Annotated in this window: 25 protein-coding genes; 6 read left to right on the forward strand and 19 right to left on the reverse strand. The window is 67.7% G+C overall.

The features are described 5' to 3' along the window. Nucleotides 1-183: 183 nt before the first annotated feature. On the reverse strand, nt 184-1,101 hold the full coding sequence (locus AC1DIQ_RS15005) for an oxygenase MpaB family protein (protein WP_478050310.1): 918 nt from the start codon (nt 1,099-1,101) through the stop codon (nt 184-186). A 318-nt stretch (nt 1,102-1,419) separates the two neighbouring features. On the opposite strand from AC1DIQ_RS15005, the gene AC1DIQ_RS15010 reads away from it, so the two are divergent. Beyond that, nucleotides 1,420-2,034, forward strand: a complete 615-nt coding sequence (locus tag AC1DIQ_RS15010) for a hypothetical protein (RefSeq protein ID WP_026070179.1) — start codon at nt 1,420-1,422, stop codon at nt 2,032-2,034. Nucleotides 2,035-2,073: 39 nt separating this feature from the next. Here AC1DIQ_RS15010 and AC1DIQ_RS15015 read toward each other — a convergent pair whose 3' ends face one another. The 12 genes from AC1DIQ_RS15015 to AC1DIQ_RS15070 form a co-directional block, all read right to left on the reverse strand. Next, entirely contained in the window at nt 2,074-2,418 is a 345-nt protein-coding gene (locus AC1DIQ_RS15015; protein ID WP_121042418.1) for a hypothetical protein, read from the reverse strand. A 29-nt stretch (nt 2,419-2,447) separates the two neighbouring features. Beyond that, nucleotides 2,448-3,221, reverse strand: coding sequence for a LytR/AlgR family response regulator transcription factor (locus AC1DIQ_RS15020; RefSeq protein WP_121042416.1), 774 nt, complete (start codon nt 3,219-3,221; stop codon nt 2,448-2,450). Then, nucleotides 3,211-4,470 carry a sensor histidine kinase gene (locus tag AC1DIQ_RS15025; RefSeq protein WP_121042413.1) on the reverse strand — a complete coding sequence of 420 codons (1,260 nt, stop codon included), beginning with the start codon at nt 4,468-4,470 and terminating at the stop codon, nt 3,211-3,213. Before AC1DIQ_RS15025 ends, AC1DIQ_RS15020 begins: the two co-directional genes overlap by 11 nt. Before the next feature lie 228 nt (nt 4,471-4,698). Continuing rightward, on the reverse strand, nt 4,699-6,348 hold the full coding sequence (locus tag AC1DIQ_RS15030) for a M28 family metallopeptidase (protein WP_152153011.1): 1,650 nt from the start codon (nt 6,346-6,348) through the stop codon (nt 4,699-4,701). Between the two features lie 90 nt (nt 6,349-6,438). After that, nucleotides 6,439-8,082: a CsgG/HfaB family protein gene (locus tag AC1DIQ_RS15035; RefSeq protein ID WP_346467241.1), complete on the reverse strand. Its 1,644-nt coding sequence runs from the start codon at nt 8,080-8,082 to the stop codon at nt 6,439-6,441. A 16-nt stretch (nt 8,083-8,098) separates the two neighbouring features. Beyond that, entirely contained in the window at nt 8,099-8,767 is a 669-nt protein-coding gene (locus AC1DIQ_RS15040) for a hypothetical protein (protein WP_121042407.1), read from the reverse strand. A 103-nt stretch (nt 8,768-8,870) separates the two neighbouring features. After that, on the reverse strand, nt 8,871-9,971 hold the full coding sequence (locus tag AC1DIQ_RS15045; RefSeq protein WP_478050311.1) for a hypothetical protein: 1,101 nt from the start codon (nt 9,969-9,971) through the stop codon (nt 8,871-8,873). Continuing rightward, nucleotides 9,962-11,119: a hypothetical protein gene (locus AC1DIQ_RS15050; RefSeq protein WP_121042403.1), complete on the reverse strand. Its 1,158-nt coding sequence runs from the start codon at nt 11,117-11,119 to the stop codon at nt 9,962-9,964. The genes AC1DIQ_RS15045 and AC1DIQ_RS15050 overlap by 10 nt, the downstream gene beginning before the upstream one ends. Nucleotides 11,120-11,252: 133 nt before the next feature. Then, entirely contained in the window at nt 11,253-12,515 is a 1,263-nt protein-coding gene (locus AC1DIQ_RS15055) for an RNA polymerase sigma factor (protein ID WP_478050312.1), read from the reverse strand. A gap of 55 nt (nt 12,516-12,570) precedes the next feature. Further along, nucleotides 12,571-12,981: a VOC family protein gene (locus AC1DIQ_RS15060; protein ID WP_152153002.1), complete on the reverse strand. Its 411-nt coding sequence runs from the start codon at nt 12,979-12,981 to the stop codon at nt 12,571-12,573. Between the two features lie 27 nt (nt 12,982-13,008). Next, nucleotides 13,009-13,431 carry a VOC family protein gene (locus AC1DIQ_RS15065; protein WP_152152999.1) on the reverse strand — a complete coding sequence of 141 codons (423 nt, stop codon included), beginning with the start codon at nt 13,429-13,431 and terminating at the stop codon, nt 13,009-13,011. 27 nt (nt 13,432-13,458) lie between these two features. Next, nucleotides 13,459-13,878: a YciI family protein gene (locus AC1DIQ_RS15070; protein ID WP_019185730.1), complete on the reverse strand. Its 420-nt coding sequence runs from the start codon at nt 13,876-13,878 to the stop codon at nt 13,459-13,461. A gap of 189 nt (nt 13,879-14,067) precedes the next feature. Here AC1DIQ_RS15070 and AC1DIQ_RS15075 point away from each other — a divergent pair, with 189 nt between their 5' ends. After that, nucleotides 14,068-14,442 (forward strand): YciI family protein, encoded by a 375-nt coding sequence (locus AC1DIQ_RS15075; RefSeq protein ID WP_478050313.1) that lies wholly within the window; start codon nt 14,068-14,070, stop codon nt 14,440-14,442. A 6-nt stretch (nt 14,443-14,448) separates the two neighbouring features. On the opposite strand, the gene AC1DIQ_RS15080 is transcribed toward AC1DIQ_RS15075, so the two are convergent. Further along, entirely contained in the window at nt 14,449-16,533 is a 2,085-nt protein-coding gene (locus tag AC1DIQ_RS15080; protein ID WP_478050314.1) for a gluconolaconase, read from the reverse strand. Nucleotides 16,534-16,737: 204 nt separating this feature from the next. Continuing rightward, nucleotides 16,738-17,511: a lytic transglycosylase domain-containing protein gene (locus AC1DIQ_RS15085; RefSeq protein WP_070426523.1), complete on the reverse strand. Its 774-nt coding sequence runs from the start codon at nt 17,509-17,511 to the stop codon at nt 16,738-16,740. Between the two features lie 282 nt (nt 17,512-17,793). Here AC1DIQ_RS15085 and AC1DIQ_RS15090 point away from each other — a divergent pair, with 282 nt between their 5' ends. Then, the gene (locus AC1DIQ_RS15090) at nt 17,794-19,398 is read left to right on the forward strand and encodes an EAL domain-containing protein (protein ID WP_121042389.1); all 1,605 of its coding nucleotides are present in this window, start codon (nt 17,794-17,796) and stop codon (nt 19,396-19,398) included. A 9-nt stretch (nt 19,399-19,407) separates the two neighbouring features. Here AC1DIQ_RS15090 and AC1DIQ_RS15095 read toward each other — a convergent pair whose 3' ends face one another. Together AC1DIQ_RS15095 and AC1DIQ_RS15100 are read right to left on the reverse strand one after the other, a co-directional pair. Beyond that, nucleotides 19,408-20,382, reverse strand: coding sequence for a polysaccharide deacetylase family protein (locus AC1DIQ_RS15095; protein WP_478050315.1), 975 nt, complete (start codon nt 20,380-20,382; stop codon nt 19,408-19,410). 79 nt (nt 20,383-20,461) lie between these two features. Continuing rightward, nucleotides 20,462-21,664, reverse strand: a complete 1,203-nt coding sequence (locus AC1DIQ_RS15100; RefSeq protein WP_478050316.1) for an MFS transporter — start codon at nt 21,662-21,664, stop codon at nt 20,462-20,464. Nucleotides 21,665-21,971: 307 nt separating this feature from the next. Here AC1DIQ_RS15100 and AC1DIQ_RS15105 point away from each other — a divergent pair, with 307 nt between their 5' ends. Both AC1DIQ_RS15105 and AC1DIQ_RS15110 read left to right on the forward strand, forming a co-directional pair. Further along, nucleotides 21,972-22,874: a LysR family transcriptional regulator gene (locus tag AC1DIQ_RS15105; protein ID WP_121042383.1), complete on the forward strand. Its 903-nt coding sequence runs from the start codon at nt 21,972-21,974 to the stop codon at nt 22,872-22,874. Nucleotides 22,875-23,049: 175 nt separating this feature from the next. Beyond that, complete coding sequence (locus AC1DIQ_RS15110) at nt 23,050-24,660, forward strand: ABC-F family ATP-binding cassette domain-containing protein (RefSeq protein ID WP_478050317.1); 1,611 nt, start codon at nt 23,050-23,052, stop codon at nt 24,658-24,660. A gap of 10 nt (nt 24,661-24,670) precedes the next feature. Here AC1DIQ_RS15110 and AC1DIQ_RS15115 read toward each other — a convergent pair whose 3' ends face one another. Beyond that, nucleotides 24,671-26,002 (reverse strand): GTP-binding protein, encoded by a 1,332-nt coding sequence (locus AC1DIQ_RS15115; protein ID WP_478050318.1) that lies wholly within the window; start codon nt 26,000-26,002, stop codon nt 24,671-24,673. 70 nt (nt 26,003-26,072) lie between these two features. On the opposite strand from AC1DIQ_RS15115, the gene AC1DIQ_RS15120 reads away from it, so the two are divergent. Further along, entirely contained in the window at nt 26,073-26,444 is a 372-nt protein-coding gene (locus AC1DIQ_RS15120) for a MerC domain-containing protein (protein ID WP_282260195.1), read from the forward strand. A gap of 22 nt (nt 26,445-26,466) precedes the next feature. Here AC1DIQ_RS15120 and AC1DIQ_RS15125 read toward each other — a convergent pair whose 3' ends face one another. Next, nucleotides 26,467-26,742, reverse strand: a complete 276-nt coding sequence (locus AC1DIQ_RS15125) for a metal-sensing transcriptional repressor (RefSeq protein WP_282260197.1) — start codon at nt 26,740-26,742, stop codon at nt 26,467-26,469. Nucleotides 26,743-26,759: the final 17 nt, after the last annotated feature.

A 26,759-nucleotide genomic window follows, 5' to 3' on the forward strand; every position in this document is an offset into this window, starting at 1 on the left:
ACTTGGGTGAAGGCGCATTGCTTGCGAGGCACTGCCTCGCATGCGACTGAACGCACAGCCGCCAGCGGCTGGGCCGGGCCGCGGAGCGGGACTTGCAGCGGGTCCCGGAAGCCTGCACGTGTCCGACCTAACCATCAGACACAGGCACTCGCGAGTACCGACCAACGATCGGCACCTACCGCTTCAAGGCCAATCAGCAAGCACGCCAGCCGGCACATCCATACGCGTGCATGCGCGCGTCGCCAGGCCATCCTGCAGGGCACGTCGGAACAAAGGCGCCATGCCTCTCAACATCACCGCAGAGGCACGCGACTGCGCACGCTGCATCGGCGTGCGTGGCAGCATCGACGTCGCCCAGTCCGGCAACAGCGCCGCGCCCGCACCGAGGAACAGCTCGCGCGACAGCCCCGCCATCGGCACCGGCAAGCGGATGCCGGACAACACCGCCAGCACTTCTTGCGAACGGGCATCGAACACCAGCTCGGATTGCTGGCGCGCGAAGTACGCGTCGACCTCCGCTTCCGAGGCGGGTACATCGGTCGCGCCGAGCGCCTCGGCAACGCGCTTGTACTCGCGGTAATACCGGTCGGCGACCGCCGTGGGCACGTCGCGGCAATAGCGTCGGGAGCCCTGCAGGAAGCCGTAGGCTTCGGTGACGTGCACCCAGGTGAGCAGCGCCGGATCGTCGGCGGAATACGCGCGGCCGTCGGCGGTGTGCCCGCGTACCTGTGCATGGATGCGGGTCACCTTGGCGATCAGCGCCTCCACTTCCGCGCTCGGTGCGTACGTGGTGCCGGCGACGAACGCGGTGGTGCGGCGCAGGCGGCCCACCAGGTCATCGCGGAAGTTCGAGTGGTCGTACACCCCGGCCAGTGCCAATGGATGCAGGGTCTGCAGCATCAGGGCACACAGGCCGCCGGCGAGCATGCCGGGAAACTCGGAGTGCACGCGCCAGGTGATGCTGTCCGGGCCGAACCAGCCGGGATCGCCCAGCGGATGGTCGTAATCGATCCCGCTCTGGCCGCGGGGGAAGGCGCCCAGCACCCAGCGGCGGATCGGGGCGGTGGCAGGGCGGGCAAGCGAACGCAGCAGGGAAGACATCAACAGTACCGAGGGCGGAGCGGACCGGCGTTTCGCGCGGATGCGTCAATTCTGCGTGATACCGCCGGGGCTGGCGAGGGCACGGTGGCGCTGGGCCTGCGCATTGTGCAACTGCAGCATGAGAACCGGCGTCCGCGGCCTATTTACCCGGTGATTTACGTGCCGCAGTGCGCAAATCCGCTGCGAGTTTGCCCATTCAGGCAGGAATGACGCCGGATCTTTGCGCTTTGCCCATTGCCAAGCGCCGTGAAAGTGCTAGAACTGGACGTGCCACAACGTCGTCCAATGCGCTGCCGCACGTTCCAGAAGGAGCTCGTCATGATCGCTTTGTTCAAAGGTTTGGGTTTGCTGTTGCAGGACAACGAGCTGTACAGCAGCCCGTTCGAAAAACAGGTCGCGCATTGGCGTAACAAGAGTGAACAGCAGATCCGCGAAGAAGTCGCGGTGCTCGCCAAGGCCAAGGGCCAATGGCTGATGGCCTCGATCGTCGGGTGGCAGGCGTCCTCGCTGCTGATCCTGGGCCTGATCAGCAACTACCTGTGGAAGGATGACTTCCATATCACCTTCACCCGCGTGGTGATCGTGTTCGGCTCATGGGTGTCGATCCTGTTCGTGATCTGGTTCATGGCCAACATGTTCGATCACACCGCCGGCTTCGAGCGCTGGATGAAGGCCTTCAACAGCCGCGCCCGGATCACCTCCGATGCCGATACGGTGGAGTGCGTGGCCGAAGCGCTGGACATGGCCCAGCATTACCCGGAAGTGCTGGACTACAAGCAGGCCGTGAGCGCCAAGCGCGAGCTGCGCCACGAGGATATCCGCATCATGCGTGAGATCGGCCGGATGAAGCAGCACACCGAACTGGTCGGCCAGCTCAACCACGTCGGCGAGCAGCCCAACGGTACCAACCTGCATCTGCAACCGGCGTTCTGACCCTACTGAAACGCGGGGGGAGCCACGATGCCACCGTGATCACTCACGGTGGCATTGTTCTTTCTGGACCGCGCTGACGCAATGCCGGAAGCCGGCCGGCAGCCCGGCCATCTGCTCGGTCTTGCCGACCGCCACCGACAGCCGGTGCAGCGGCGGATAGGGGCAGTCGGTGTCCTTCCCGCAGCGCGCGTCCAGCACCAGGTAATGGCAGTGGCCGCTGCTGCTGGCGATGCAATCAAAGTTGGCCACCCCGTTGTCGACCGTGGTCTTGCTGTACAGCGTATCCACGCCATTGGCGCGGATGCGGGTGACGGAGGTGTTGCTCGATTGCTGGCAGGCAGCCAGCACCAGTACGCAGAGACTGGCGACAACGGCGATACGCATGGCAGGCTCCAGACGAAAGAAAAGGCGCGTTACATCCCGCGGAACAGACTCATGAAGGGCTGGCTGACATTGAGCACTTCGGCGCGGTGCTTCAAGCGCAGCTGGCCGCGGCCGGTGTCATCGCGGGTGACCGCGGCGACGGCTTTCATGTTGACGATGGTGGAGCGGTGGATCTGGCGGAACCGTTGTGGGTCGAGCGCATCGAGCAGTTCGCGCAGTGAGGTACGCAGCAGGCTTTCGCCCTGCTCGGTGACCACGGTGGTGTATTTGCTGTCGGCACGGAAGTAGATCACGTCTTCGAGCATGATCAGCTGCGTGTCGCGTCCGTTGCTGGCCGTGATCCAGGCCAGTGGCGGCGCGCTTGAGGCGGCGGCGGGCTGATTGCCGAGGCGCTGCAGCAGCTGCTCGAGCATCCCGCTGTCCGGTCGGCCCAGCTGCATGCGGGCCAGGATCCGCTCGCGCGTGGCGAGCAGACGCTCATCGCTGACCGGCTTGAGCAGGTAGTCGATCGCGCCTTGTTCGAAGGCATCGATCGCATACTGGTCGTAAGCGGTGACGAACACCACCTGGGTGCGCGGGCTGATCTCGGGCAGCGCGCGGGCCACCTCGATGCCGGTGATGCCCGGCATGCGGATGTCGAGCAGGGCCAGGTCCGGCTTCAGCTCGGCCAAGCGCTCCAGCGCACTGGCGCCATCCTCGCATTCGGCCACCAGCCGCAGCTCGGGCCATAGCCGCTGCAGCTGGGCGACCAGCGACTGGCGCAGCAGGTCTTCGTCTTCGGCAATGAGTGCATCAAGCTGCATGGATCGCCTCCCGGGCATCGCGCGGCAGGGTGATCGTTGCCGCCACGCCGCTGGGGAAATTGGACACGATGGCCACGCCGGCGCGCTCACCGCAGGTCAGGCGCAGGCGCTCGCGCAGGTTCTTCAGGCCGATCCCGGTACCGCTGGTGCCCTGCCCGAAGCCGAGACCGTCATCGGCCACGGTGAGGGTGACATGGTCCTCGAAGGCGCGCGCGATGATCCACACCGTGCCACCACCGGGCTTGGGTTCCAGCCCGTGTTTGATCGCATTCTCCACCAGGGTCTGCAGCGCCATCGACGGCAGCGGCAGGCTGGTCAGCGCCGGCGGCACATCCACCTGCAGGGCCAGGCGTGCACCCATGCGGATCTTGAGGATTTCCAGGTAGGCCTGGGTGCGCTCCAGCTCCACGCCCAGGGTGGACATCGATTCGTCCACGCTGGGCAGCGAACTGCGCAGGTACTGGATCAGGTGCCCGAGCATCTGATCCGCGCGCGGTGGATCGGTGCGAGTCAGCACCTGCGCGTTGGCCAGGGTGTTGTAGAGGAAGTGCGGCTCGACCTGGGCATGCAGCAGGTTGAGTTTGGCCACCGAGAGTTCCTTCTCGGTCGCTGTCTGCTCGGCGGCGGCCTGCTCATCGCGGCGCTGCTCGGCCACCCGACGGGTGATCGCACGGCCGACCGCTTCGGCGTTCTCATGGTTGCTGCCTTCGTCGACGGCGAGCAGATCGGCCCAGACCCCGGCATCGGGCTCGAACAGCAGCGTCACGCTGCTGGTGCCCTGCCCCGGCGTGACCGTGGCGAGCACGCTGTTGCGCTTGATCGCCAGCCGCGCAGGCAGGTTCCAGCGTGACGGTGGGCGGCCGTTGTAGGGATCCACGCGGCGTACGTAGGCACGGACCTGCAGGCTGCCCGGAGCGCTTTCGATGTCTTCCACCCGCGGCAGCTCGGCGATGGCGGCTTCGACCAAGGCGAAGGCGGGGCCCGCATCCATTGGGACCTCGATCTGGCGCCGCTGGCGGCTGGACAGGGTGGCCGCGTCCAGGCGCCCGGCCGCATGCTGGACCCGGCGAATATGGGCGATGCAGCTGCCCAGGGCCGTCACCATCACGAACAGGGCCAACAAGCCGAACACCCAGCCGGGGCCTTCGTCCATGCCATGGAAGAAGCCACTCCAGACAAACCCCGCCACCACGATGGCGGCGGCCCAGGCCAACAGAATGCGGAAGATCAGGGAGAGGCTGGCGAACACGGCGGCGTCATCACATAGGGAGTGAGGCGAGCATAGCCCTGCCGCCACGGGGAACAAGCGGCATGCGACGAAGGCGGCGTTTGGGGGATTGAAGCCGGCCGGTGGCCGGTGGTCGTGCCGGCCGCTGGTCGGCTGCGTTGTTTCCCGGCCGTGCTGCTGGGGAGGCCGGCCAGCGGCCGGCTCCCACATTTCCGATCATTCAAGCGAGGAGCCGGCCAGCGGCCGGCACTACTTCCGCTCGGCGGCGCTGGCGTCACGCGGGGCGCGGAACTGGGAGTCTTCGCTCCAGTTCGGCCAGGCGCGCGAGTTGGCCAGCTGGTTGCCCAGCGTGTACAGCACTTCCAGATCGCGCGAGGCACCGGCGAAGGTCCAGTCCGGCTGCCATTCGTCACCCTGCTGGTGATAGCGCTTGGCGGTGTAGTCATCCGACGCCGCCTTGCCCGCGGCGACGCCGCCTTCCACCCAATCCTGGCCCGCCGAGTACGACACCGCCGGCACGCCGCGCTTGGCGAACGGGAAGTGATCGGAGCGGAAGAACAGGCCGGCTTCCGGCTTCGGATCGGGGGTGTAGCGGATGTCCCAGCCCTTGGCGACGTCCTTGAGCTGGTCCAGCAGTTCCAGCTTGGCCGAGCCGTAGATGCCGAAATCACGCGACGGGCTGAAGGGCGCCATGCCATCCATGTTGATCAGCGCCACGGTCTTGCCGAGCGGATACAGCGGGTGGCTGGCGTAGTACTCCGAGCCGAGCAGGCCCTTTTCCTCGGCGGTGACGGCCAGGAACAGCACCGAACGCTCCGGACGCTTGGCCTTGGCGAAGCCGCGCGCCAGCTCGACCAGCGAGGCGGTGCCGCTGGCGTTGTCCAGCGCACCGTTGAAGATGGTGTCGCCGTTGGCGTCGGGCTTGCCCACGCCGATGTGATCCCAGTGCGCGCTGTAGATCACGGTCTCGTCGGGATGCTTGCTGCCTTCCAGGCGCGCGGCCACGTTGTGCGAGGTGATCACCTCGGTCTTGACCGCGTACTTGGCCGAGAAGGTCTCGCCCTTCAGCTCGACCGGCTTGAAGTCGCGGGTCTGCGCCTGCTTCTTCAGCGCCTCGAAATCCAGGCCCGAGCGCTTGAACAGTTCCACCGCCAGATCGCGCTGGATCCAGCCTTCCAGCAGCGGATGCGCTTCGGCCGGGTTGTCGCGGACCACGTCGAACATGGTGTTGGTGTTGGAGCCGGCCACGGTGGCCCAGCCATACGAGGCCGGTGCGGTCTCGTGCACGATCAGCACACCCAGGGCGCCCTGGCGCGCGCCTTCTTCGTACTTGTAGGTCCAACGGCCGTAGTAGGTCATGCCCTTGCCGTCGAAATCGCCCTGGCCGGTTTCGAAGTCCGGATCGTTGATCAGCACGACCGCGATCTTGCCCTTCAGGTCCACGCCCTTGAAGTCGTCCCAGTTGCGCTCGCCGGCTTTGACGCCGTAGCCCAGGAAGACCAGCGGCGCGTTCTTGATGTCCACCTCGCTGGCACCGTTCATGGCGGCACGCACGGCGATTTCCTTGCCCTGGCTCAGCGTCTGCGGCGTGCCCTTGCTGCTCAGCGACAGGCTCGGGGTGCCGACGATATCGCCTTTGAGCAGCGGCACGGCCTGTGTCCACAGGCGCTTGCCGTCCTTGAGGTCGCCGCCCGGCTGCAGGCCGGCCGCGGCGAACTGCTTGCTCAGGAAGGCGATGGTCTTTTCTTCACCGGCCGTGGCCGGCGAGCGGCCTTCGTAGGCATCGGAGGCCAGCTCCTTGACGTCGGCGGAGATCCGCGCGCCGTCGAATTTGGGCGTCGCCGCCATCAGGGCGCCAGACACCGACAGGGCCAGCACGCTCAGTACTACTCGCTTCATCGCTCTCTCCACAACGGGACCAAACCTGGACCCCGAGTGTAGGCGATGCCGCAGCTGGACAGGCGCCGGGCCAAGGCCCGGCGCCATCGTTTACCAGTTCGGATCTTCTGCCGGCTTGGCCGCCGCGGCAGGCTTGGCGGCACGGACTGGTGCCTTGCCGCTACCCGACGGCGCCGCAGCGGTCGTGGCCGGCTTCACCGCACCCAATTGCTTGCGCAGTTCAATGGCACCCGGGCGGAAGCCTGCGCCGCCGAGATCCGCACCTTCTTCCAGCGTCCCGTACGAGGTCTGCGCGGCCACGCGATCAATGCGGATCGTGCAGCACGGGGTCTCATTGCGCCCCAGCGAGCGGCCGGTCTGCGGGTCCTTCAGGGCCTCGCCCAGCATCACCGCCTGCCAGCGCTGGCCGACCTGCAGGGCGTCGCCGCCCTGGCTCAGCACCACCTGGTCACCGCTCAACGATACGACCGAGACCGGGAAAATCTCGGTGATGATCGCGGTCCCGATCTGGCCGGACAGCGAATCCATCATCGTCGCGGCCATGCCTTTGCCGTCCACCACACGCGGCAGCGTGCTCGGCCCGGTCGAGGCCAACTGGTGGTCGAAACTGTCGGACATCACCACTTCACCGGTGGCCGCGTTTATCAGCCGCAACGTGATGCGACCGCCGCCGGAGTACGAGCTCACCTGGCGATCGGACATGCGCAGCTGACGCACGCTGCGCGGGTACTCGAAACGCTCGATGCTCGGAATCAGGATCAGATCCGTCGCCAGCTGCTGGCCCAGGCGTGCGGTGTCCTGCAGGCGCACGTTGCCGCTGTTGATGTGATCGATCTCGGCCTGCATTTCATCGCCGAACTCACGATCGAGCACGATGAAACGCTTGGTCTGGGTCAGCGTGTCGGACAGGCGTGCACGGATGGCACGCGCCACCTCTTCGCTGCTTACCCGGCCATCGCCGACGGCATAGCTACCCGACCGGACGTGCGGCAGGGCGACGACGATCTTCGGCCGGCCCTGCTCGTCCGGTGCGCGGTACTTGGCGATGTCGGCACGGATGCGGACCTTCCAGTAGCTGCGCATGGTGCGATGGCTGACGTCGGACTCGTACGAACTCGCCCCCCGCTTGGCATCGACCTTCGCGCTTTCCTTGTAGCTTTGCTTGACGCTGGCCGAAGCCGAACCGCCTTGTCCGCTCGCGTCGGCCTGCGCCTGTGCCGAGCCACTGGCCGACGCCGAGGCGGCGTACGTGAAGCCGGCATCGCTGGCCCGCACGCGTTCAATCACTTCCTCATCAATCTGACGGATTTCCTCCTGCGAGAGGATCTCGTAGCCCAGCACGGCTCCCTGCGACGCCGCGATCGCCTGCTGGGCGAAGGCATTGGCCTGGAGGCTGCCGACGTGGTGACCGTCGACATCGACATCCAGACCGGCGCGGAGCGTCTGCATCTGGCTGGCGACACGGACGCCGTTGACCTGCGCCACGGCCGACTGCAGCGCAGCCAGTACAGCCAGTTCCGGCGTGCTGCCGATACCGTCGGCTTCCCGCGCGACTTGGGTGGTGCCGCCGAAATCAGGCGTACCGCGCAACGGCCCGGTGTCGGCATTCGCAGCCGAAAGCACCTTGGATTCAGTCTTGCTGGCAACCTCGTCCACCGGCGCCTCCTGCTTGCCGCACGCGGCAAGCAGGGTAGCGGCGATGGCCAGGCTCAGCAGTCGGGTAGAAATCTGCATGCGTGGCCGTCCCGGATCAGTTCAGGCCGTCGAGCATCGCATCTGCATTGCCCGGCACCTTGATCTTGCTGGCGCGGGCGAACGTCATCGCCGACTTGGAGGTGTCGTACAGGCCCTTGAGGTAGCCCGGGGATTCCTTGGCGACCCACGCACCGGCGACCAGCTTGCGGCCCAGCGTGGCCATCTGCGCCGCGCCGAGGTTCTTCATGCCACCGGCGAAGTTGCTGGCTTCGCCACTCAGCTTCTGGCCTTCAGCCGCCGAGGCGATCAGCGAGACCAGGCCTTCGGTGTAGTACTGCTTGGATTCGGCGCTGAGTTCCGGCTGCGCGGCAACGCGCTCATCGATCGCCGCTTGGGCGGCTTCGCTGACGGACACGGACTTCTTCATTTTGCTCACGTCCACCGCACCGGACGACAGCGCCTGACGCTCGGCTTCCAGCAGCTGCACCTGCTCGGCCAGACCGAAGGCCTTGGCGAAGGAGGTCTGCGCGGCCAGCGAATGCGACTGCGACGCGACAAAACGGCGCACCAGTGCATCCTGCGCGGCTTCGTCCGGGGCGCCGGCGGCGCTGGCTTCGGTGGCGGTCGCGCCGCCGACCAGACCCTTGAGCTTGCTCAACTGAGCATGCGCGGGCGCGGCGAAGGAGGCAGCGACGGCGAGTGCGATGACGGTAGTACGGATCATGGGATGGGTCCTGTGTGAGGGAAGAACGCCCGTGCAGGCACGGGCGAAAAAAACGATCTGGAGGCAATGGGGCGTGCGGCGCACCGATGTTCGCCGCACGGCGTCAACGAACGGCTTTGACGTTCAGCTCGTTGATCATCTGCTGGGCGGCCTGTTCGGCAGCCTCGCGCAACGCATTGGTACGGGCGACGGTTTCGTTCGGGCCCAGGCCGGCGTACTGCACCGGGCCGACCGAAGAGACGGTGCGCGGGAAGCGGCCGGTCACGTCCAGCACTTTGCCGGTCACCGTGACGTACACGCGGGTATTGCCCGAGGCCGGATCGCGGTCACGCATGCCGATATCCAGGGTGCCGACCGCGATGTACGGAATGTTCGCGGCGCGGATGCCGTTGGCGGTATCACGCAGGGTGGCGGCAGACAGGTCGTTGCCGGTGCTGAAATCCTTGCGGATGCGATCGATGCTGAGCAGGCCGCCGCTTTCGCCTTCGACGTACTCCGCTTCAACCACTTCATAGCCGGCGCTGCTGAAGGCACCGGTCATCGCGGTGTTGACCTCGGCGGCGTTGGCCACCTTCCAGCTGATGGTGTCGCTGCGCGCAGTGGTGCTGCCGCCGCTGGTCACCGACACCGACGCGTTCTGGTTGACGCTGCCGTTGGTGCTGACCGAGTTGCCACGGAAGGAGTCGCCTTCGCGGGTTTTTTCGTCATAGCTGCGGCTGGCGTCAACGCGGCGGTATTCCTTGTCCTGGAACGACTGCACGGTGTCCTGCGAGCGCGCCATGAACAGGAAGGTCAGCAGCGAGCGTTCGTTGCTGCGTGCGCCGGCCACGGCCGAGCCGGCATCCAGCTTGGTCTGCAGCAGCGTGGTGTTGATCTCGGCGCGAACGCTGATCGTGTAGGTCTTGGCCTTCTTGTCCTCGTTCTCCGACAGGGTCACGGTGGAGAGCACGAAGCGGTCGATCTCGCCGATGAACTCCGGACGGCGCGACTCGAACAGGCGCAGCTTGGCCGCGCCCGATTCGGCGATATAGGCTTCCAGTGCGTTGACCTTGGCTTTGTTCAGGGCCTGGGCACGGGTATCGGCGCTCAGGCGCAGACCATAGCTGGCCGAGCCCATGCCGCGGGAACTGGCGGTCTGCGCCGCGACCGGCGCGGTGACCATCAATGCAATGAGAATCAGCAGTACAGCACGAATCAACGACATGACTTGATCAACTCCTGGAGGGCCTGGATCTGTTGTTGCAGGGGGCGTCCGCCCGGCTTCTGCTCATCCAGCCAGGCGCGCGAATCCGCCCGTTTGGCAGCAGCGCCAGCGAACGCATCAAAGCCGGCCAACACGGTTTCGTAGTTGGCCGACCACTGGTCCACCCGCCACTGCGTGACCGGCACCACCTTGGTGGCACCCTTGCGCAGGGGCTGGTCGAAATACACCTTGCCGGAGAAGGGCTCGGTCACCTTTACCTGGAAGAACGCGCCGAACAGCATCGTCTTCATGGCCGCGGTTTCATTGACGACGCCGCTCTTCATTGCGTCGAGCGTCAGCGTGACCACGTAATCGGGTTCGGGAATCTTGAGCTGATACACCTTTCCGTCGGCAAAGCGCGCGGCCATCGCACCGCCGATCGCTTCCCCGGTGGCCGGTGGCAACAGGCCGATACCGGTGTTGGACGACAGCGTCTTGGACAGCTCATGGGCCAGCGTGGCGCGCAGGGTGCCTTCCATCGCAGGGTCGGGCAGCTTGACCCGGGCCGCATCGGACAACGTCACCCCACCCACCTGCAGCCGCCGCATCGAGGCGTTGGGAAGCTGCGCGTTGGCCAGGGTCTGTGCGAGTACCTGCGGCAGTGCGGTGGCAGCAGTGCCATAGAGCAGATCGGCGATGATCGCGTCGATATCCCCTTCGGACGGGCGGTCGTCCTGCAGGTCGATACGCTGCAGCGTCACCGGGTAGGAGGCGATGACCTGGCGCTCGCGGAAATCGAAGAACAGCGCCTGCAGTGCCACCTCCACCAGCACCTTGTACTGCTCGCCGATCGGCTCGACCGAGACCAGTTCACGGTCCAGCGCCGCGGCGAGCACGGTGGCGCTGGTGGTGCCATCCAGCTTGGCAAGCTGGTCGCTGATCAGCTGCAGGTGACTCGGCGGCTGGCGGCGCAGGGCACCGGCAAGCTGTTGGTTCAAGGCCTCCGCACCGCGCCGGTCGATGACCCGGGTGCTATGCGGCGCAACCTCGCTGCGGGCAGCCTGCTCGCCGGTATAGGCGAAGCCAGCCCAGTACGCCTGCTGTACCTTGTCGGCCGCATGCGCGAACGGGGTGATGAGGAACACGCACAGCAGCAACCACGCGCGCATCGCGCGTGGCGGTTTCTTCCCTGACGGCATCAGCCTTTGTCCCTGTGGTTGCTGACCGGGGGTCAGCCCCAGTCATGCTTGTGAAGGGCGCAACGATAGCCGCAACCATGCAGACCGACAAGATGAGATTGCGTCAGCCTTGTGCCAGAGCCTCCGCGCGCGCCTGCAACAGCGCGCGTTCGCGGCCGTTGGCGGTCAGCGCTGCTGCCCGCTCGAACGCCGCCCGTGCGTCGGCCGCACGGCCCAGCTGGGCCAGCAGGTCGCCCTGCACTACGGCCAGCGGCGCATAGTCGCGAAGGCGCGCATCAGCGCTGAGCTGCTCGACCAGCGGCCAGGCCGCCGCAGCTCCCTGCGCACGCGACACGGCAACGGCCCGATTGAGGTCCACCACCGGCGAAGGCTGCACCTGCGCAAGCCGCGCGTAAAGCGCCGCCATCCTTGCCCAATCGGTGTCTTCGGCGCGGCGTGCGCGTGCGTGGCACTCGGCGATGGCCGCCTGCAGTGCATAGGGATCGTCACCACCACCGAGCGCAATCGCCTGCTGCAGGGCCGCCTGGCCACGAGCGATCTGCAGCCAGTCCCAGCGCGTGCGGTCCTGGTCGGGCAGCAGGATTGGTGTGCCGGTCGCATCGGTGCGCGCGGCGGTGCGCGATGCCTGCAGTTCCATCAACGCGAGCAGTCCGTGCACCTGTGGCCAGGTCGGCAGGCGGCTGGCCAACACGCGGCCGAGCCGCAGCGCTTCATCGCACAAGGCCGGGCGCATCCAGTCGTCGCCGGCACTGGCCGCATAGCCTTCGTTGAAGATCAGGTAGACCACCTCCAGTACCGAAGCCAACCGCTCCGGCAAGGCGGCCTGGCGCGGCACTTCGAACGGGACCTGCTTCTGCGCCAGGGTGCGTTTGGCACGCACGATGCGCTGGGCGATGGTCGGCTCCGGGGCGAGGAACGCGCGCGCGATCTCCTCGGTGGTCAGCCCGCCGAGCAGCCGCAGCGTCAACGCCACACGCGCATCGGCGGCCAGCACCGGATGGCAGGCGACGAACATCAACCGCAGCAGGTCATCGCCGATATCGTCTTCCAGCGCACCGCTGTCGTCAGGCGCCGGCAATGGCAGCGGCTCCAGCTCGCTGCCGTACTGCGCATGCTGGCCGGCGACGCGCTGGTGCTGGCGCAGCACATCGATGGCGCGGTTGCGCGCGGTGGTCATCAGCCACGCTCCGGGGTTGTCCGGCACGCCCTGGCTGGGCCAGCGCTCCAGCGCGGCCAGCCAGGTGTCCTGGACCAGCTCTTCGGCACGGCCGACATCGCCGCCAAGCAGGCGGGTCAGGCGGGCGGTCAACACTGGCGATTCCATGCGCCAGATCGTCTCCAGTCGTTGCGTCAGTGCCGTGTCCATGCGGCCGATCAGAGCACCGGTGCGGCCGGGGCACAAGCCGCACCGCGGCGTGCCGTCACCCGGGTTCGCCCTCCATGTGCGCGATCTCCCACAGGTGCCCATCCAGGTCCTGGAAGCCGCGCTGGTACATGAAACCGTAGTCACGCGCGGGCTGCGGCTCACGGGCACCGGCCTTCAGCGCCGTGTCCACCAGCACATCGACCGCCTTGCGGCTCTCGGCCGACAGGCAGGTGATCACCTCGGTCTGGCGGCGTGCATCGCTGATCGGTTGGGTCGTGAACTGCGCGAAGAAGGTCTCCACCAGCAACATCACAAAGATGCTGTCGCTGATGATCATGCAGGCCGCTTTCTCATCGGTGAAAGTCGGGTTGAAGGTGTAGCCGAGGGCGGCGAAGAATGCCTTGGAGGCCTCCAGATCACGCACCGGGAGATTGACGAAGATCATCTGCTGCGTCGCGTTGGACATGTGGACGGCTCCTGTTGAGCGGAAGAATCAAGGCTGCTTCATGCAGTTGACCATCCACGGCTTGCCGTAGCGGTCGATCAGAAAGCCCCAGCGATGGGCCCAGAAGGTTTCGGTCATCGGCATCTTGATCTCACCCCCGTCGGCCAGCGCCTTGAATACGCGCTCGGCCTCGTCGATCGAGTCGACCTCGATGTTGATCGTGGTGCTGCCCTGACCGTCCGGCGACGGGCCATCGGCGGCCATCAGCACCGCCGAGCCAACCTCCAGCTGGCTGTGGGCAACGTGGTCCAGCGTTTCCGGCGGCATCTCGCCACAGCCCTCCTTGCTCTCCATCGGTGGCATATCGCGGTACTTCATCTCCGAGGTGACCTTGCCGCCGAGCACCTGCGCGTAGAACGCCATGGCCTCATGGGTCTTGCCGTTGAAGCCGAGGAACGGAATCAGTTTCATGGGAATGCTCCAGGCATGCGGGATGGATCAATCGGCCGTGCCGATCTGGTCGCGCAGACGCTGTTCCTGCGCCTGTAATTCAGGAGTGAAGGCGGCGCCGAAATCCTCGGCACTGAGGATTGGCCGCAGCTCGACCACATCGCCAGCGGCGAACGGCGCGCGCTTGAGCCACTCGGTGGCCTCGTCCAGCGAGCGGACCTGCCAGAGCCAGAACCCGCAGACCAGCTCGCGGGTTTCGGCGAACGGGCCGTCGATCACCCGCGGCGGTTCGCTGCCGAAGGCCACCCGGCGTGCGCGCGAGGTCGGGTGCAGGCCCTCGCCCGCCAGCATGATCCCGGCCTGGACCAGCTGCTCGTTGTAGGCGCCCATGGCGCGGATCTCCTGCTCGGTGGGCAGCTGACCGGCCTCGGTGGCCGCCGTTGCCTTGACCAGTACCATGACTTTCACGGGGTGCTCCTGTGTGCCAGCCCGGACCCCGGGCCGTTCACTGGATACAACGTGCCGGCGAGGCGGAAATCGACAGGCCCGACCGATTTATTTTTCCATCGCTGAACAGGGCACCGCTGCGGCGTTGCAACACGCCACGGGCGCGGGCTGGGGCATCATGCGGATTCCCCCGCCCACCCCGGTCCGGCCATGCAATTTCTTCTGCTGATCTATATCGACGAGGGCCTGTTGCACGCCCTGCCCGGCGAAGAGTACGACCGCCTGATGCACGACTGCCTGCAGCACGCCGACCGGTTGCAGGCCGAGGGCACGCTGGTGCTCGCGCAGAAGCTGGAACCGGTCGACAGCGCGCGCACCGTACGTGTGCGTCAGGGCCAGACCCGGATCACCGATGGCCCGTTCGCCGAGACCCACGAACTGCTGGCCGGCTTCAACCTGATCAACGCGCCGGACCACACCGAGGCGATGCGCATCGCCCAGCAATTCCCGTGGTCGCGTTTCGGCAGCATCGAGGTGCGGCCCCTGGCCGACATGGACGCCGAGCGCGTGCGCGTCGGCGCCTGATGTCGCTCAGGGAAGCAGCGTGATCTTCAGATCGCGCGGGCCGACCGCCTCATTGCCACTGTAGTCGCGCGCACTGGCACGCAGGATGTACTCGCCGGCCGGCAACGCATCCGGCTGCCAGCGCCCGGTCTCGACCAATCCGTCACGCACGGTGTTGGTGACCAGATAGCGGAACCGGGTGACCGCGCTGCCATGCACGGTGATGCCACTGTCCGGCGCATAGGCCACGCGGGTGGCGCTGTCTTCGCGCGGCATCCGGTTGAACACGATGTTGAAGCGCGGCTGCTCGTAGCCGGCCAGCGGCTGGCCCTGTGCGTCCAGCACCTGGTAGCCGACCTGGTACAGCCCCAACCGCCGCCGTGGCAGGTTGCGATCCACTTGGTCCCATGCTTCCACCACGATCTGCACGCCCGGGCCCTGGCGGGGGATCGCAACGCGTCCGTCGGCACCGGCCTTGATCGGCTGGTCCAGATCGTCCAGCACGGCGACCTCGGTGATGCGCGGCGCGAACGTATCGGCATAGCCGGTGAAGCCCAGCGCCACCGCATTGCGCTCGAAGCCACTGGCGCCCACGCTCAGGTGGACATGCGCCATGCGGTTGATGCTGCCCAGCGCTTCGCCGGCGGCGAAACGGGTGCCGCGACGCACGCGGATGCGCTCCAACGTGCCGTCCTCACCGGACACCTGCTGCCAGCGCGGATCGAACGCACGATCGCGCGGGTCACGGCCGACCTTCATGTGGATGTACTTGAGCCGGCCCAGCGAAAGGCCTTCGGCCTGGCCGCCGACCGACCACGCCGCGAACGGCGTATCGACCTTGCCGTCGGCAATCGCCAGCACCGGCTGACCGACATCGCCGCGGATGTCGAAGCCACCGTGCAGATGGTGGCGACTCTCGCCCTTGAAATCGCCGCGCACCTCGCCCAGCGTGCCGACCACCTCATGCCAGCCGTCCTGCGGCGCCAGTGGCCAACGGCCGGCGGTGTCGGGCAACGGCGCGTCCGGTGCCGGGCCGATCAGGGCCGGCGGCGCAGTCTGGCCCGCGGCCAGCGCACGCAGCCGGTGCACCCGGTAGGACGCGGCATCGGCCAGATACAGCCCGCCATCGGCATCCAGTGCGAGTGCGGTCGGCCGGGCAAAGCGCGGCTGCGGCGGCACACCCGCCAGCGCGAGCTGGTGGCCCTGCGCCGAGATCTGCACCACCTTGCCGTTGATGTCGCTGGCGTAGATCACCCCGTCATGGGTTACTGCCACGGACAGGGGCCCACTGAGCAGACCGCCGTCGGCCACGCGCGTGCTCAGCGTGCCATCCGGCGCAAGCTGGCGGATCGCGTTGTTGAACAGGTCGGCGATCAGCAGGTTGCCCTGCGGATCCAACGCCAGCGCCACCGGCGTATCCAGGCGGGTGGCCGCGCCGATGCCCTCCACCAGCCCTGGGCGCTCGCCACCAGCCAGGGTATGCACACGGCCATCGGGCTCGATCACGCGGATGCGGTCGTTGTAGGTATCGGCCACATACACGCGGCCACCGGCGGCCACCGCCACCCCCATCGGTCCATCGAACCGCGCCTGCGCGGCTGGCCCATCGACGAAGCCCCGCTGGCCATCCCCTGCCAGCGTGCTCACGGTGCCGTCCACCGCGATGCGGCGGATCACGTGGTTGCCGGTGTCGGCGACGTAGACGTTGCCGGCCGCATCCAACGCGATGCCGGACGGTGTATTGAACTGCGCCTGCAGCGCGGCGCCATCGCGCCAGCCCTCGCCGTGCCCGGCCAGCGTGTCCACGCGGCCGTCGGGGTGAACGCGGCGGATGCGGTTGTTGTCGCCGGCATCGGCGATGTAGACCACGCCGTGCGCGTCCACCGCCAGCCCGTAGGGATCGGCGAAGCGCGCCTGGAGGGCCGGGCCGTCCGCAGTGCCACCGACACCGTCGCCGGCCAGCACGCTGAACTGCGGCGTCCAGCCGAGCACGGTCGCCACCGGGCCCGGCGGCGGCGCGGGCGCGGCCGGTTCGCGCAGGAAAGTCCATGCCAGGGCCGCCGCCATCAGGGCTGCGATCAGCACCACCATCGTCCATCGTCCGCGCGTCATCGCTGTCCTTGCCTGCTGCTGTTCGGGCCACGACCTTAGCCGCTCGTGGCGTGCCTGCAAACCCTGCGCGGCGACAGCGACCTGTGTGGATGCCTCGTTCCTGTTTCAATACGGGCTGACGCCATGGAAGGACGTACCGCATGAAACCAGTGATGTGCGGCACAGCGCGTGCCCAGCGCGGACGTTCCGCCCTGAAACGCCGCGCTATTTCGCCGGCGTTTCCACCTTGAACCCCATCGCTTCGCGGTAGCGCACGTACAGCGCACTGACCTTCTCCACGTAGGCCAGCGTTTCCGCATACGGCGGCACGCCCTTGTAGCGCGTCACCGCACCGATGCCGGCGTTGTACGCGGCGGCCGCCAGCACGCGGTCGCCCTTGTAGCGGCGCAGCAAGGCCTTCATGTAACGCGCGCCACCGCTGATCGACTGTTCGGCCGAGAGGGGATCGGCCACGCCGTATTCGGTGGCGGTATCGGGCATCAGCTGCATCACGCCCTGGGCGCCCTTGGGTGAGATCGCGCCGGCATCGAAGCCACTCTCGGCATGCGCGATCGCGCGCAGCCAGGCATCGTCCACGCCGGTGGCTTTGGCTGCCGCCTTGAACTGCTTGGCATGCCGGTTCAACTGCGGCGTGCCGACCTTGCCCAGGCCTTCGTGCGCCGGCTCGCCCGGGGGCGTGGCCACGGTGAACTTCAGGAACACGCGCGAGCCGGGCAGGTTGCGGGTGGAGTAGACCAGCGCACCGTCCTGCTCACGCTCATACAGCGTGCCGCTGAAGACGCCCATGTTGCCCCACAGGTTGGGGGTCTGCACGGCGTTGTCGTCGATCTGCTGCGGCGTGCATCTGGAGCCCGGTTCCGGTGCGGTGGCCAGGCTGACCGTGTTGCTCTGCACGCAGCGATAGACCGTGCGCGCCGATGCCAGGCCAGGCAACAGCAACGACAACAGGGCCAACGCGGCAGGCAGGGTCGGATTCATCGGGCTCGGATCGGGGCACGGAAGGGTGCGGCGCGATGATCCGGCCGGGGGCGCGAACCGAAGGTGAATACCGGGTCGCTATGCCGGCAAGCGCCGGCGACCTGCCCAAGGGTGACGGATTCAACCCCTAATGGAGCGTCCCGCCTCCTATCCCGCCCGTCCCGGCGCGCGGCATTGTTTCAATCCCCGCGCACTGATGGTCATATAGCGGCTCGGGGCGGTGAGTCCCCTGGCCCGCCGGGCTGCCATGGAACCCCTTTTCGACTAGGCATCGAGGTCTGCTTGAACCGCGTCAGGATCATTGCCGTCACTGTAGTGCTCGCCCTGCTTGGCGCCCTGGTGCCGATCGCCACGGTGTTCTATTTCACCTGGAGCCGCGCCAGCGAGTTCGAACAGGTGCGGCTGCAGACCACCGCCGAGCGCACCCTGCAGCGCGCGCACCGCGCCTACGAGGGCGCGTTGAACACCCTGCGTGAACTCAACCGCAGCACCCTGGTGCCCTGCTCGCCCGAGCACCTGCAGGTGATGCGCGGACTGGTGATGCGCACCCACTCGGCCGAGCAGATCGGGTACTTCGAGAACGGCCGGCTGGCCTGCACCTCGTGGGGGCCGATGGACCCCGGGGTCGTGCAGCCCCCACCGACCTATGTCACCGCCGAGGGCGCCGGCATTACGCTGGACATCCGTCCGCTCGCCGGCACGCCGCAGCAGCCCTTGATGGCCCTGAGTTACGGCCACTACGACATCCTGATGGATCCGGCGCGGTTGATCGATGTGATCGTCGATCCCAACGTGCGGCTGGCCGTCGCCAGCCCCGACGGACGGCTGATCGCCCAGCAGGACATTCAGGACCAGGCCCTGCTGCAACGGCTGCTGCGCGAGCCGGCAAGTGGTATCGAAGGGCAGACGCTGTATGCCACCGCGCAGGACCAGGAATGGCTGGCCATCGCCACCGCCCCACGCACCGATCTGGTTGCCGCATTCCGCCACCAGATCGGGCAGTTCATTCCGCTGGGGGTGCTGGGCGCGCTGGCGGCGATCGGCGGCGTGGTGTGGCTGTCGCGGCGGCGGCTGTCGCTGCGAGGCGAACTGGCCACAGCCGTCCGCAGGCGTGAGTTCTTCATGCACTACCAGCCGATCATCGAGCTGGATACCGGCATCTGCGTGGGCGCCGAATCGCTGGTGCGCTGGCGCCGTCCCGACGGCAGCCTGGTGCGGCCGGATCTGTTCATCCCGCTGGCCGAGGAGGCCGGGCTGATCGAGGCGCTGACCGACCAAGTCATCGACCACGTGATCGCGGACATGCGCGCGTTGCTGGTGCAGGACCGCAGCGCGCACATCGCGATCAATCTGGCCGCCGAGGATGTCAGCAGCGGACGGGCACTGAAGGTGCTGAGCACCAAGCTGCACGGGACAGGCATCCATCCCCAGCAGATCTGGCTGGAGGCGACCGAGCGCGGTTTCATCGATATCCGCCGGGCGCGCACCAGCCTGGCCAATGCACGGCGGATGGGGCACTGCGTGGCGATCGACGACTTCGGTGTCGGCTATTCCAGCCTGCAGTACCTCCAGCAACTGCCGCTGGATGCGCTGAAGATCGACAAGTCGTTCATCGATGCGATCGGGACCGACAGCGCCACCAGCCCGGTCACCTCGCACATCATCGACATGGCCAAGACCCTCGGGCTGTTCACCGTGGCGGAGGGCGTGGAAACCCCGGCTCAGCTTGCCTACCTGCAGGCGCGCCAGGTGGAGTTCGGGCAGGGCTGGCTGTTCTCCAAGGCCCTGCCGCCGGCCGAGTTCATCGCGTTCCACCAGCAGCGTCAGCAGCAGTACGGGCAGGCACCGGAGGACATGCAGAACCCCAACAGCGACACGCCGGCCTGAGCCGTTGCGTTATTCCGCCTCCAGGCCGGCCAGCGTCATCACCCACGCCGGTACCTGGGGCTCGCCTGCGTAGAAGGCCTTCGGTGCGTTCTCCGCCATCGCCCAGCGCTGGATCCAGCTGATGCCGCCGGCCCCGTTGTAGCCATCGGCATGCTGATACGCCGGATCCTGCAGGGCCACCTCCAGCGAGATGAAGCGATAGCCGCGCCGGCGCGTGGCTGCGACCAGTTCTTCCACACAGTCCGCGCTGAGCGCATTGGCGTGGATCAACCACACCTGTGCAGGCAGCCGGCCCAGCAGCTGCTGCCCCTGCTGCTCGTAGTAGTCCAGCTTGTTGAGCATGTAGGGCACATAGCCACGGCGCAGCTGGCGCAGGCGGGCCTCCCGCGCGATGGGATCGCTCTCGGTATCGCGCACGTGATCGTAGGCGAACGCCCAGATCCACTCGCTGTTGTCGACCGTCACCGGCGCGACCTGATAGCCGTGCTGCTGCAGGAACACGCCCAGCGCAGCACGTTCTTCAGGGGATTGCCCGGCACGCAGATAGGGATGCCGGAACCAGCGCGGTGCCTGCCCGGTTTCGGCCAGCAGTGGGCGCAGGGTAGCTTCACCGCGCAGGATGTCCTGCTCATACGCGGCCAAGCCGATCGCATGCAGATCGACATGGCCGAACGTATGGTTGCCCAGCTCGAACCCGGCATCGCGCCAGTCGCGCAGCATCTGCACGCGCGCAGGTTGCACCTGTCCATCCACCTCGAGTTTGACCTCATTGACGAACCCCACCACCGGCACGTCGGCCCGCTTCAGGGCTGCGATCAACTGTGCATGACGGGCGGCAAGCGCGGGCTCGGCGCGTTCGTCCAGACGCTGCCAGGGCAGATCATCGATCGTCAGCGCGATGTGTCGCTCCGGCTCGGCTGCGTGCGCACTGCCGGCCACGCACAGCAGTGCCAGCACACCCCATCGAACGAATCCCTTGCGCACCCGCTGCTCCAATCGCGATACCCGGCCCCAGCATAGCGCCGGGTATCGCGGCCCACCTTGCCGTGTGCGGCGGCTGGGCTCAGTGCGCGATCGGGGCCCACGCACGCGGCTGGCGCAGCACCACCACCAACGTGGCCAGCAGCAGCACCAGCAGGACCGCGGGCAGCCAGCGTTCACCGACGGTTTCCAGCATCACGCCGCCGACGATGCCCGCCAGCGCGATGGCCAGATTCCAGCCCGTCACCACGAACGACTGCGCGATGTCCCCGGCCTCGTCGGCACGACGCGCCACGGCAGTCTGGAACAGCGTGGGGACGCCACCGAAGGAAATTCCCCAGACCACCGTGCCGATCACCAGCACCCACGGCGAGCCCGGCCACAGGCCGAACGCCACCGCCGAGAGTGCGAAGGCCACCGTGCTGGAGATCACCAGCGCGCGCAGCCAGCGGTCCACCAGCAGGCCGGTGATCCAGATGCCGACCAGCGCGGCCACGCCGAACACCAGCAGCAGGCGATCCAGCCAGGCCGCCGCGCCGGACAGCGCCGCAAACGGTTCGATGTAGGTGTAGAGCACGTTGTGCGCCAGCACGTACAGGAACATCGTCAGCAACGCGGTGCGCATGCCGCGCAGCCGCAGTACGTTGCCCAGCGGCTGCTGGGCCGCCGCGCCCGGGGCCGGCAAGGGCGGCAGCACCAGCCGCGCCCACACCAGCAGGCCGACGCTGAGCAGCGACATCAACCCGAACGCCCAGCGCCAGCCGATGGTCTGGCCGAGCAGCGTGCCGGCGGGGATGCCCAACGACAGTGCCAGCGGCGTGCCGACCATCGCCACCGCGATCGCGCGGCCCTGCAGCTGCGGCACCACCATGCGGCTGGCATAACCGGCCACCAGCGACCACAGCAGGCCCGCGCTGATGCCCGCGCAGAAGCGCGCGACCAGCATCAGGCCGTAGTGGTGCGTCATCGCGGTGATGGTGTTGACCACCACGAAGCCGGCGATCGCGGTCAGCAGCAGCGGGCGGCGCGGCCAGCGCCGGGTCAGCGCGGTCATCGGCAGCGCGGCGACCAGCGAGCCCAGCGCGTAGATCGTGACCAGCTGGCCGACCAGCGCGCGGCTGACGCCGAGATCGGCGCTCATCGGCGAAAGCAGGCCGGCCGGAAGCGCCTCGGTGAGGATGGTGATGAAACCCGCGCAGGCCAGCGCCAGCAGCCCGCCGAACGGCAACCGGCTGGCGGCGTTGGGCTGGGGGATGGCGGTGGAACCGACCGCGTGCCCGCTCATGGGCGCGCCTGGGTGGGTAGCGCATCGAAGGAGGTGGGCTCGCGGAGCTCTGGTAGGGAGGACATGGGGGCACCAGCAGAAGGGGGAGCGCCACGGTAGGCGGTGAGCCGCCAGGGAAACAGCCGGTTGGCGCTCCGCACATTCCGGACCGGCCAGGCCGCAATCGGTGAAGTGCCCTCCCGCCAAGGTCTTCGGCCGGAACCAAGCACCGGCGCACCGCAGTGTTGCGGGCCGATGCCCCCGCCTCCCGCCCCGCCAGCGCTGCCGACCGCTACAGTTCCCCCCTTCCCCCCCCGTGCAACCGCCCATGTCAGCCTTGGACAATCTCGGCAACCTGCAGACCTTCGTGCAAGTCGCCGACACCCGCAGCTTCGTCGAGACCGGCCGCATGCTCGGCATCTCCGCCTCGGCGGCCGGCAAGACGGTGTCGCGGCTGGAGCAGGCACTCGGCGTGCGGCTGTTTCATCGCAGCACCCGCAGCGTCACCCTCACCGCCGAGGGCGAGCGCTTCCTGGTCCGGTGCCGGCGCATCCTCGATGAGCGTGACGCCGCCCGTGACGAGCTGGTCCAGCAGACCGAGGCGCCCACGGGGGTGCTGCGGGTCAGTCTGCCGCTGGTCGGCGACATCTCGCTGCCGCTGCTCACCGAGTTCATGGCCGCGTATCCCGGCATCCGCCTGGAGCTGGATTTCGATGACCGGCTGGTGGATGTGATCGAGGAAGGCTTCGACGCCGTGCTGCGGGTCAGCGAGCCGACCGACTCGCGCCTGAGCGCCCGACAGCTCGGCGTGTTTCCGCGCTATCTGGTCGCCTCCCCGGATTACCTGGCCCGCCGCGGCACCCCATGCGCGCCTGAGGATCTGTTGCACCACGACTGCCTGCACTACCGCTTCCCCAGCAGCGGCAAGCTGGAGCCGTGGCCGCTGCCGCAGACGCCGGGCGCCGCGCCGCTCGCACTGCCGGTCTCGATGGTCAGCAATACGATCGAAGCGCGGCTGGCCTTCGCGCTGGCCGGGCGCGGCATCGCCTACATCCCCGAGCACTCGGTGCGCGAGGCACTGGCCGACGGCCGCCTGCAGCGGGTGATGGCCGACCGTATCCATGCCTGCGGCACCTTCTACCTGCTGTGGCCCTCCGGCCGCCATGTGCTGCCCAAGCTGCGGGTCTTCATCGATTTCATCAGCGCCCGGCTGACCGGCGTCAGCTGCTGAGCAGGCGGCGTTCATCGCCCTGCCGCCGGGCGGTTTTATACTGGCCGCGCGGCAGTCAGCCGCCTTTGTTGCCGAGGTAGGCCTACATGCGCCATTGATGCCGCCGTCGTCTGACGGCCCGTCTCCACCCACCTGTTCCGCAGGAGGGGAGTCTTTGGCATCCAATGGAGGTCGCATGACCGCATTCGCTCTCACGCTCGATCGCGTGACGCATACCCTGCCCGACGGCCGGGTTCTGTTTTCCGAACTGTCCGCCGCGTTCGACGGCACCCCGACCGGCCTGGTCGGGCGCAACGGCGTGGGCAAAAGCCTGCTCGCGCACCTGCTCAGTGGCGATCTCACGCCCACGGCCGGCCGCATCCTGCGCAGCGGGCCGGTGCACCTGCTCACGCAGCACAGCGGCGTGCCCGCAGGCCGTATCGCCGATCTGGCCGGTGTCGGCGCAGTGCTCGACGCCCTGCACCGCATCGAAGCCGGCAGCGTCGATCCGGACGACTTCACCCGTGTGGGGGAGCGCTGGGACCTCCGCGAGCAGTTGCAGGCGCAATGGCAGCTGCTCGGGCTGCCCGCGCTGGATCCCCTGCGGCCGGCGGCCACGCTCAGTGGTGGCCAGGCGATGCAGGTCGCGCTGGCCGGTGCGTTCCTGTCCGGTGCCGAGGGCCTGATCCTGGATGAACCCAGCAACCACCTTGACGCCGCCCATCGCGCACGCCTGATCGAGGCGCTGCAGCGCTGGCACGGCGGCCTGATCGTGATCAGCCACGACCGCACGCTGCTGCGGCACATGGCGCGCACCGTCGAACTGTCGCCCGGCGGGCTGCGCCAGTACGGCGGCAACTACGATCTCTACACCGAACAGAAGCAGGACCAGCGGCGCAGCGCGGATTCCCAACTGGCCCTGCGCAAGCGCGAGCGCCGCCAGCAGCAGACCGAGCTGCGCGATCAGCGCGAAAAGATGGCGCATCGGCAGGCGCGCGCCACACGCGAGGCACGCACCGCCAACCAGGCACCGATCCTGCTCGGTGGCATGAAGAACCGCAGCGAGCACAGCGCCGGCCGCTTGCAAACACAGCAGCACGAGCGCCGCACCGAACTGGATGCGCGCGTGCGCGAGGCTGCCGGCGAGGTGGAACAGGACATCGAGATCGCCCTGCTCGCCCCGGTGATCCACCAGCCCGGGCCCCAGCGCGTGGCCGAGCTCATCGCCGCCGAACTACCGTGGGTGCAGGCACCTTGGATGACGCTGGACCTCACGGTGCAGCGCGGCCAGCGGATCGGCGTGCAGGGCCGCAACGGCAGTGGCAAATCCACGCTCTTGAAGGTGTTGGCGGGCACGTTGCAGCCGGTGTCGGGGCACGTCGATGTGGCGGCGAGCGTCGCCCTGCTCGATCAGTCGCTCACGATGCTGCCCGGCGACGCCTCGGCCCTGTCACTGCTGCAGCGCGCGCATCCGTTGGCCAGCGAAGGCACGCTGCGCACGCAGTTGGCCCTGCTCGGCCTGGATGCCGAGCGCAGCCTGCGGCCGTTGGCCACGCTCAGCGGTGGCGAACGCCTGAAGGCGGCGCTGGCGTCGGTGCTGTACGCACAGACGCCGCCGCAATTGCTGCTGCTCGACGAACCCGGCAATCACCTCGACCTGCCCTCGCTGGCCGCGCTGGAGCAGATGCTCCGCCAGTACAGTGGCACGTTGATGATCGTGTCACACGATGACGCGCTGCTGCAGGCGGTCGGCTTGAGCCATACCCTGCGCGCATCCGATCAGGGGTGGCAGCTGACGCCGGTGTAAAGCGTTCGGCTCATGCGCGCGCCCACGCCGGGAACGCATCCGGCAACAACTGCCACAACAGCGGCCCGGCGCGCAGTTCCTCATCGTTGAGCAGGCAGGCATCCAGCTCGGCACGCACCGCGTGTTCGTCCATCGCAACGCCGATCACCGCCAGCTCCTGGCGGCGGTCGCCCCACCAGGGATGCCACAGCCTGCGCATCGCCTGGTACTCGCCCGCATCGCCGACCTGATCCACGGTGGGCAGCGGCGCGGTCCAGCACGACGCCTGCTGGCGTGCCCAGCCGATATCCGTGTAGGGCACGGGCGTGGGCGGCAGCTCGGGCACGGTGTTCTCCAGGCCCGCCTCCATGCGCTCGCGCGAGGCGTACCAGACCCCCGCGACCGAGGTCTGCGTGGCCGCACCGACACTGGACAGCTCCCCCACCGAGTCCATGCGGTTGGCCAGCCAGAAGAAGCCCTTGCTGCGGATCACGCTGCCCAGCCCGGTCTCCAGCAAGCGCGCAAAGCGTTGCGGATGGAACGGCCGGCGCGAGCGGTAGACGAAACTGGTGATGCCGTATTCCTCGGTCTCCGGCGTGTGCTGCCCGCGCAGCGCCTGCATCCAGCCTGGTGCCAGCTGGGCTTTGACGAAGTCGTAGCGGCCGGTATCGAGCACCTCGTGCAGTGGCACGTTGCCGTGTTCGGACAGCACCAGCCGCGCATCGCGGTTCATCGCGCGCAGCACGGCCAGCGTGGACTGCAGCGTGTCGTCATCGATCAGATCGCACTTGCTCACCACGATCACATTGGCGAACTCGATCTGCTCGGCAAGCAGATTCACCACGCCACGGTCGTCATCCTCACCGGCCTGCTGGCCGCGGTCGATCAGCCGGTCGCTTGAGCCGAAATCCTGCAGAAACTGCGCGCCATCGACCACCGTCACCAGCGTATCCAGCCGCGCGATGTCGCTCAGACTGAAGCCATCCTCATCGCGTACCGAGAAGGTCGCCGCGACCGGCATCGGCTCGGCGATCCCGGTCGACTCGATCAGCAGGTAGTCATAGCGCCCCTCCGCCGCAAGCCTGCGCACCTCGTGCAGCAGGTCATCGCGCAGCGTGCAGCAGATGCAGCCGTTGCTGAACTCCACCAGCGTCTCCTCGGTGCGGCTCAGCGCCGCGCCGCCATCGCGGACCAGCTGCGCATCGACATTGATCTCGCTCATGTCGTTGACGATCACCGCCACCCGGCGGCCCTCGCGGTTGCGCAGCAGCTGATTGAGCAGGGTGGTCTTGCCGGCACCGAGGAAGCCGGACAGCACCGTCACCGGAAGACGGGAATCATGAAGGGCAGCAGAGGCAGTCATGGCGGAGCAGGTCTGGAGGGGAAGTGAAATGTTACTATATAACATTCACAGACCAAGACCCCCACGCCCCATGAAGCGATCCTCTGCCCTGTTGGATGCCGGCGCCATCGCGCTGTCCGGCCTATGCCTGCTGCACTGCCTGGCCCTGCCGCTGCTCGCGGCGATGCTCCCGCTGATGGGGGTGTGGGCCGAAGCCGAGTGGGTGCATGCCCTGTTCGTGGCGATTGCTGCGCCGGTGACCGGCTTCGCGCTGTGGCGCGCGCACCGTCAGCACCGTCTGCCCGTGCTGGCGATGGCCACCGCGTTGGTCGGGCTGCTGTTGCTGCTGGCCGGCGCCATGGGCTGGCCGAGCCACGAGGCCGAGACCCCGATGACCGTGGTCGGCAGCCTGCTGTTGGCCAGCACGCATGTGTGGAACGCCTGGCGGCGGCACCGGCACTGAGCCGGGGCGAGCGCTGCGCCGCCTACTTGCCGTAGGCGCGCAGCAGCTTGACCAGCACCTGGGCCTCGGCCGCGCGCTCGGCCGGATCGTCCGGGCCGACCACGTGCTCCTGCAGGTGATCATCGAGCAGCGCCATCAACAGTGCGTGTGCCGCCCCGCGCACGGCCGAGGCCTGCATCAGGACATCGGTGCAATCGGCATCGGCCGACTGCAGGGAGGCTTCGAGTGCGGCGACCTGGCCCGCCATGCGGCGGACCCGGGCGAGCAAGGGTTTGCGGTGATGTTGAACGTGCGACATGGGGCCGGAGCATATAC

The organism is Stenotrophomonas sp. 05L413 (assembly GCF_056397945.1).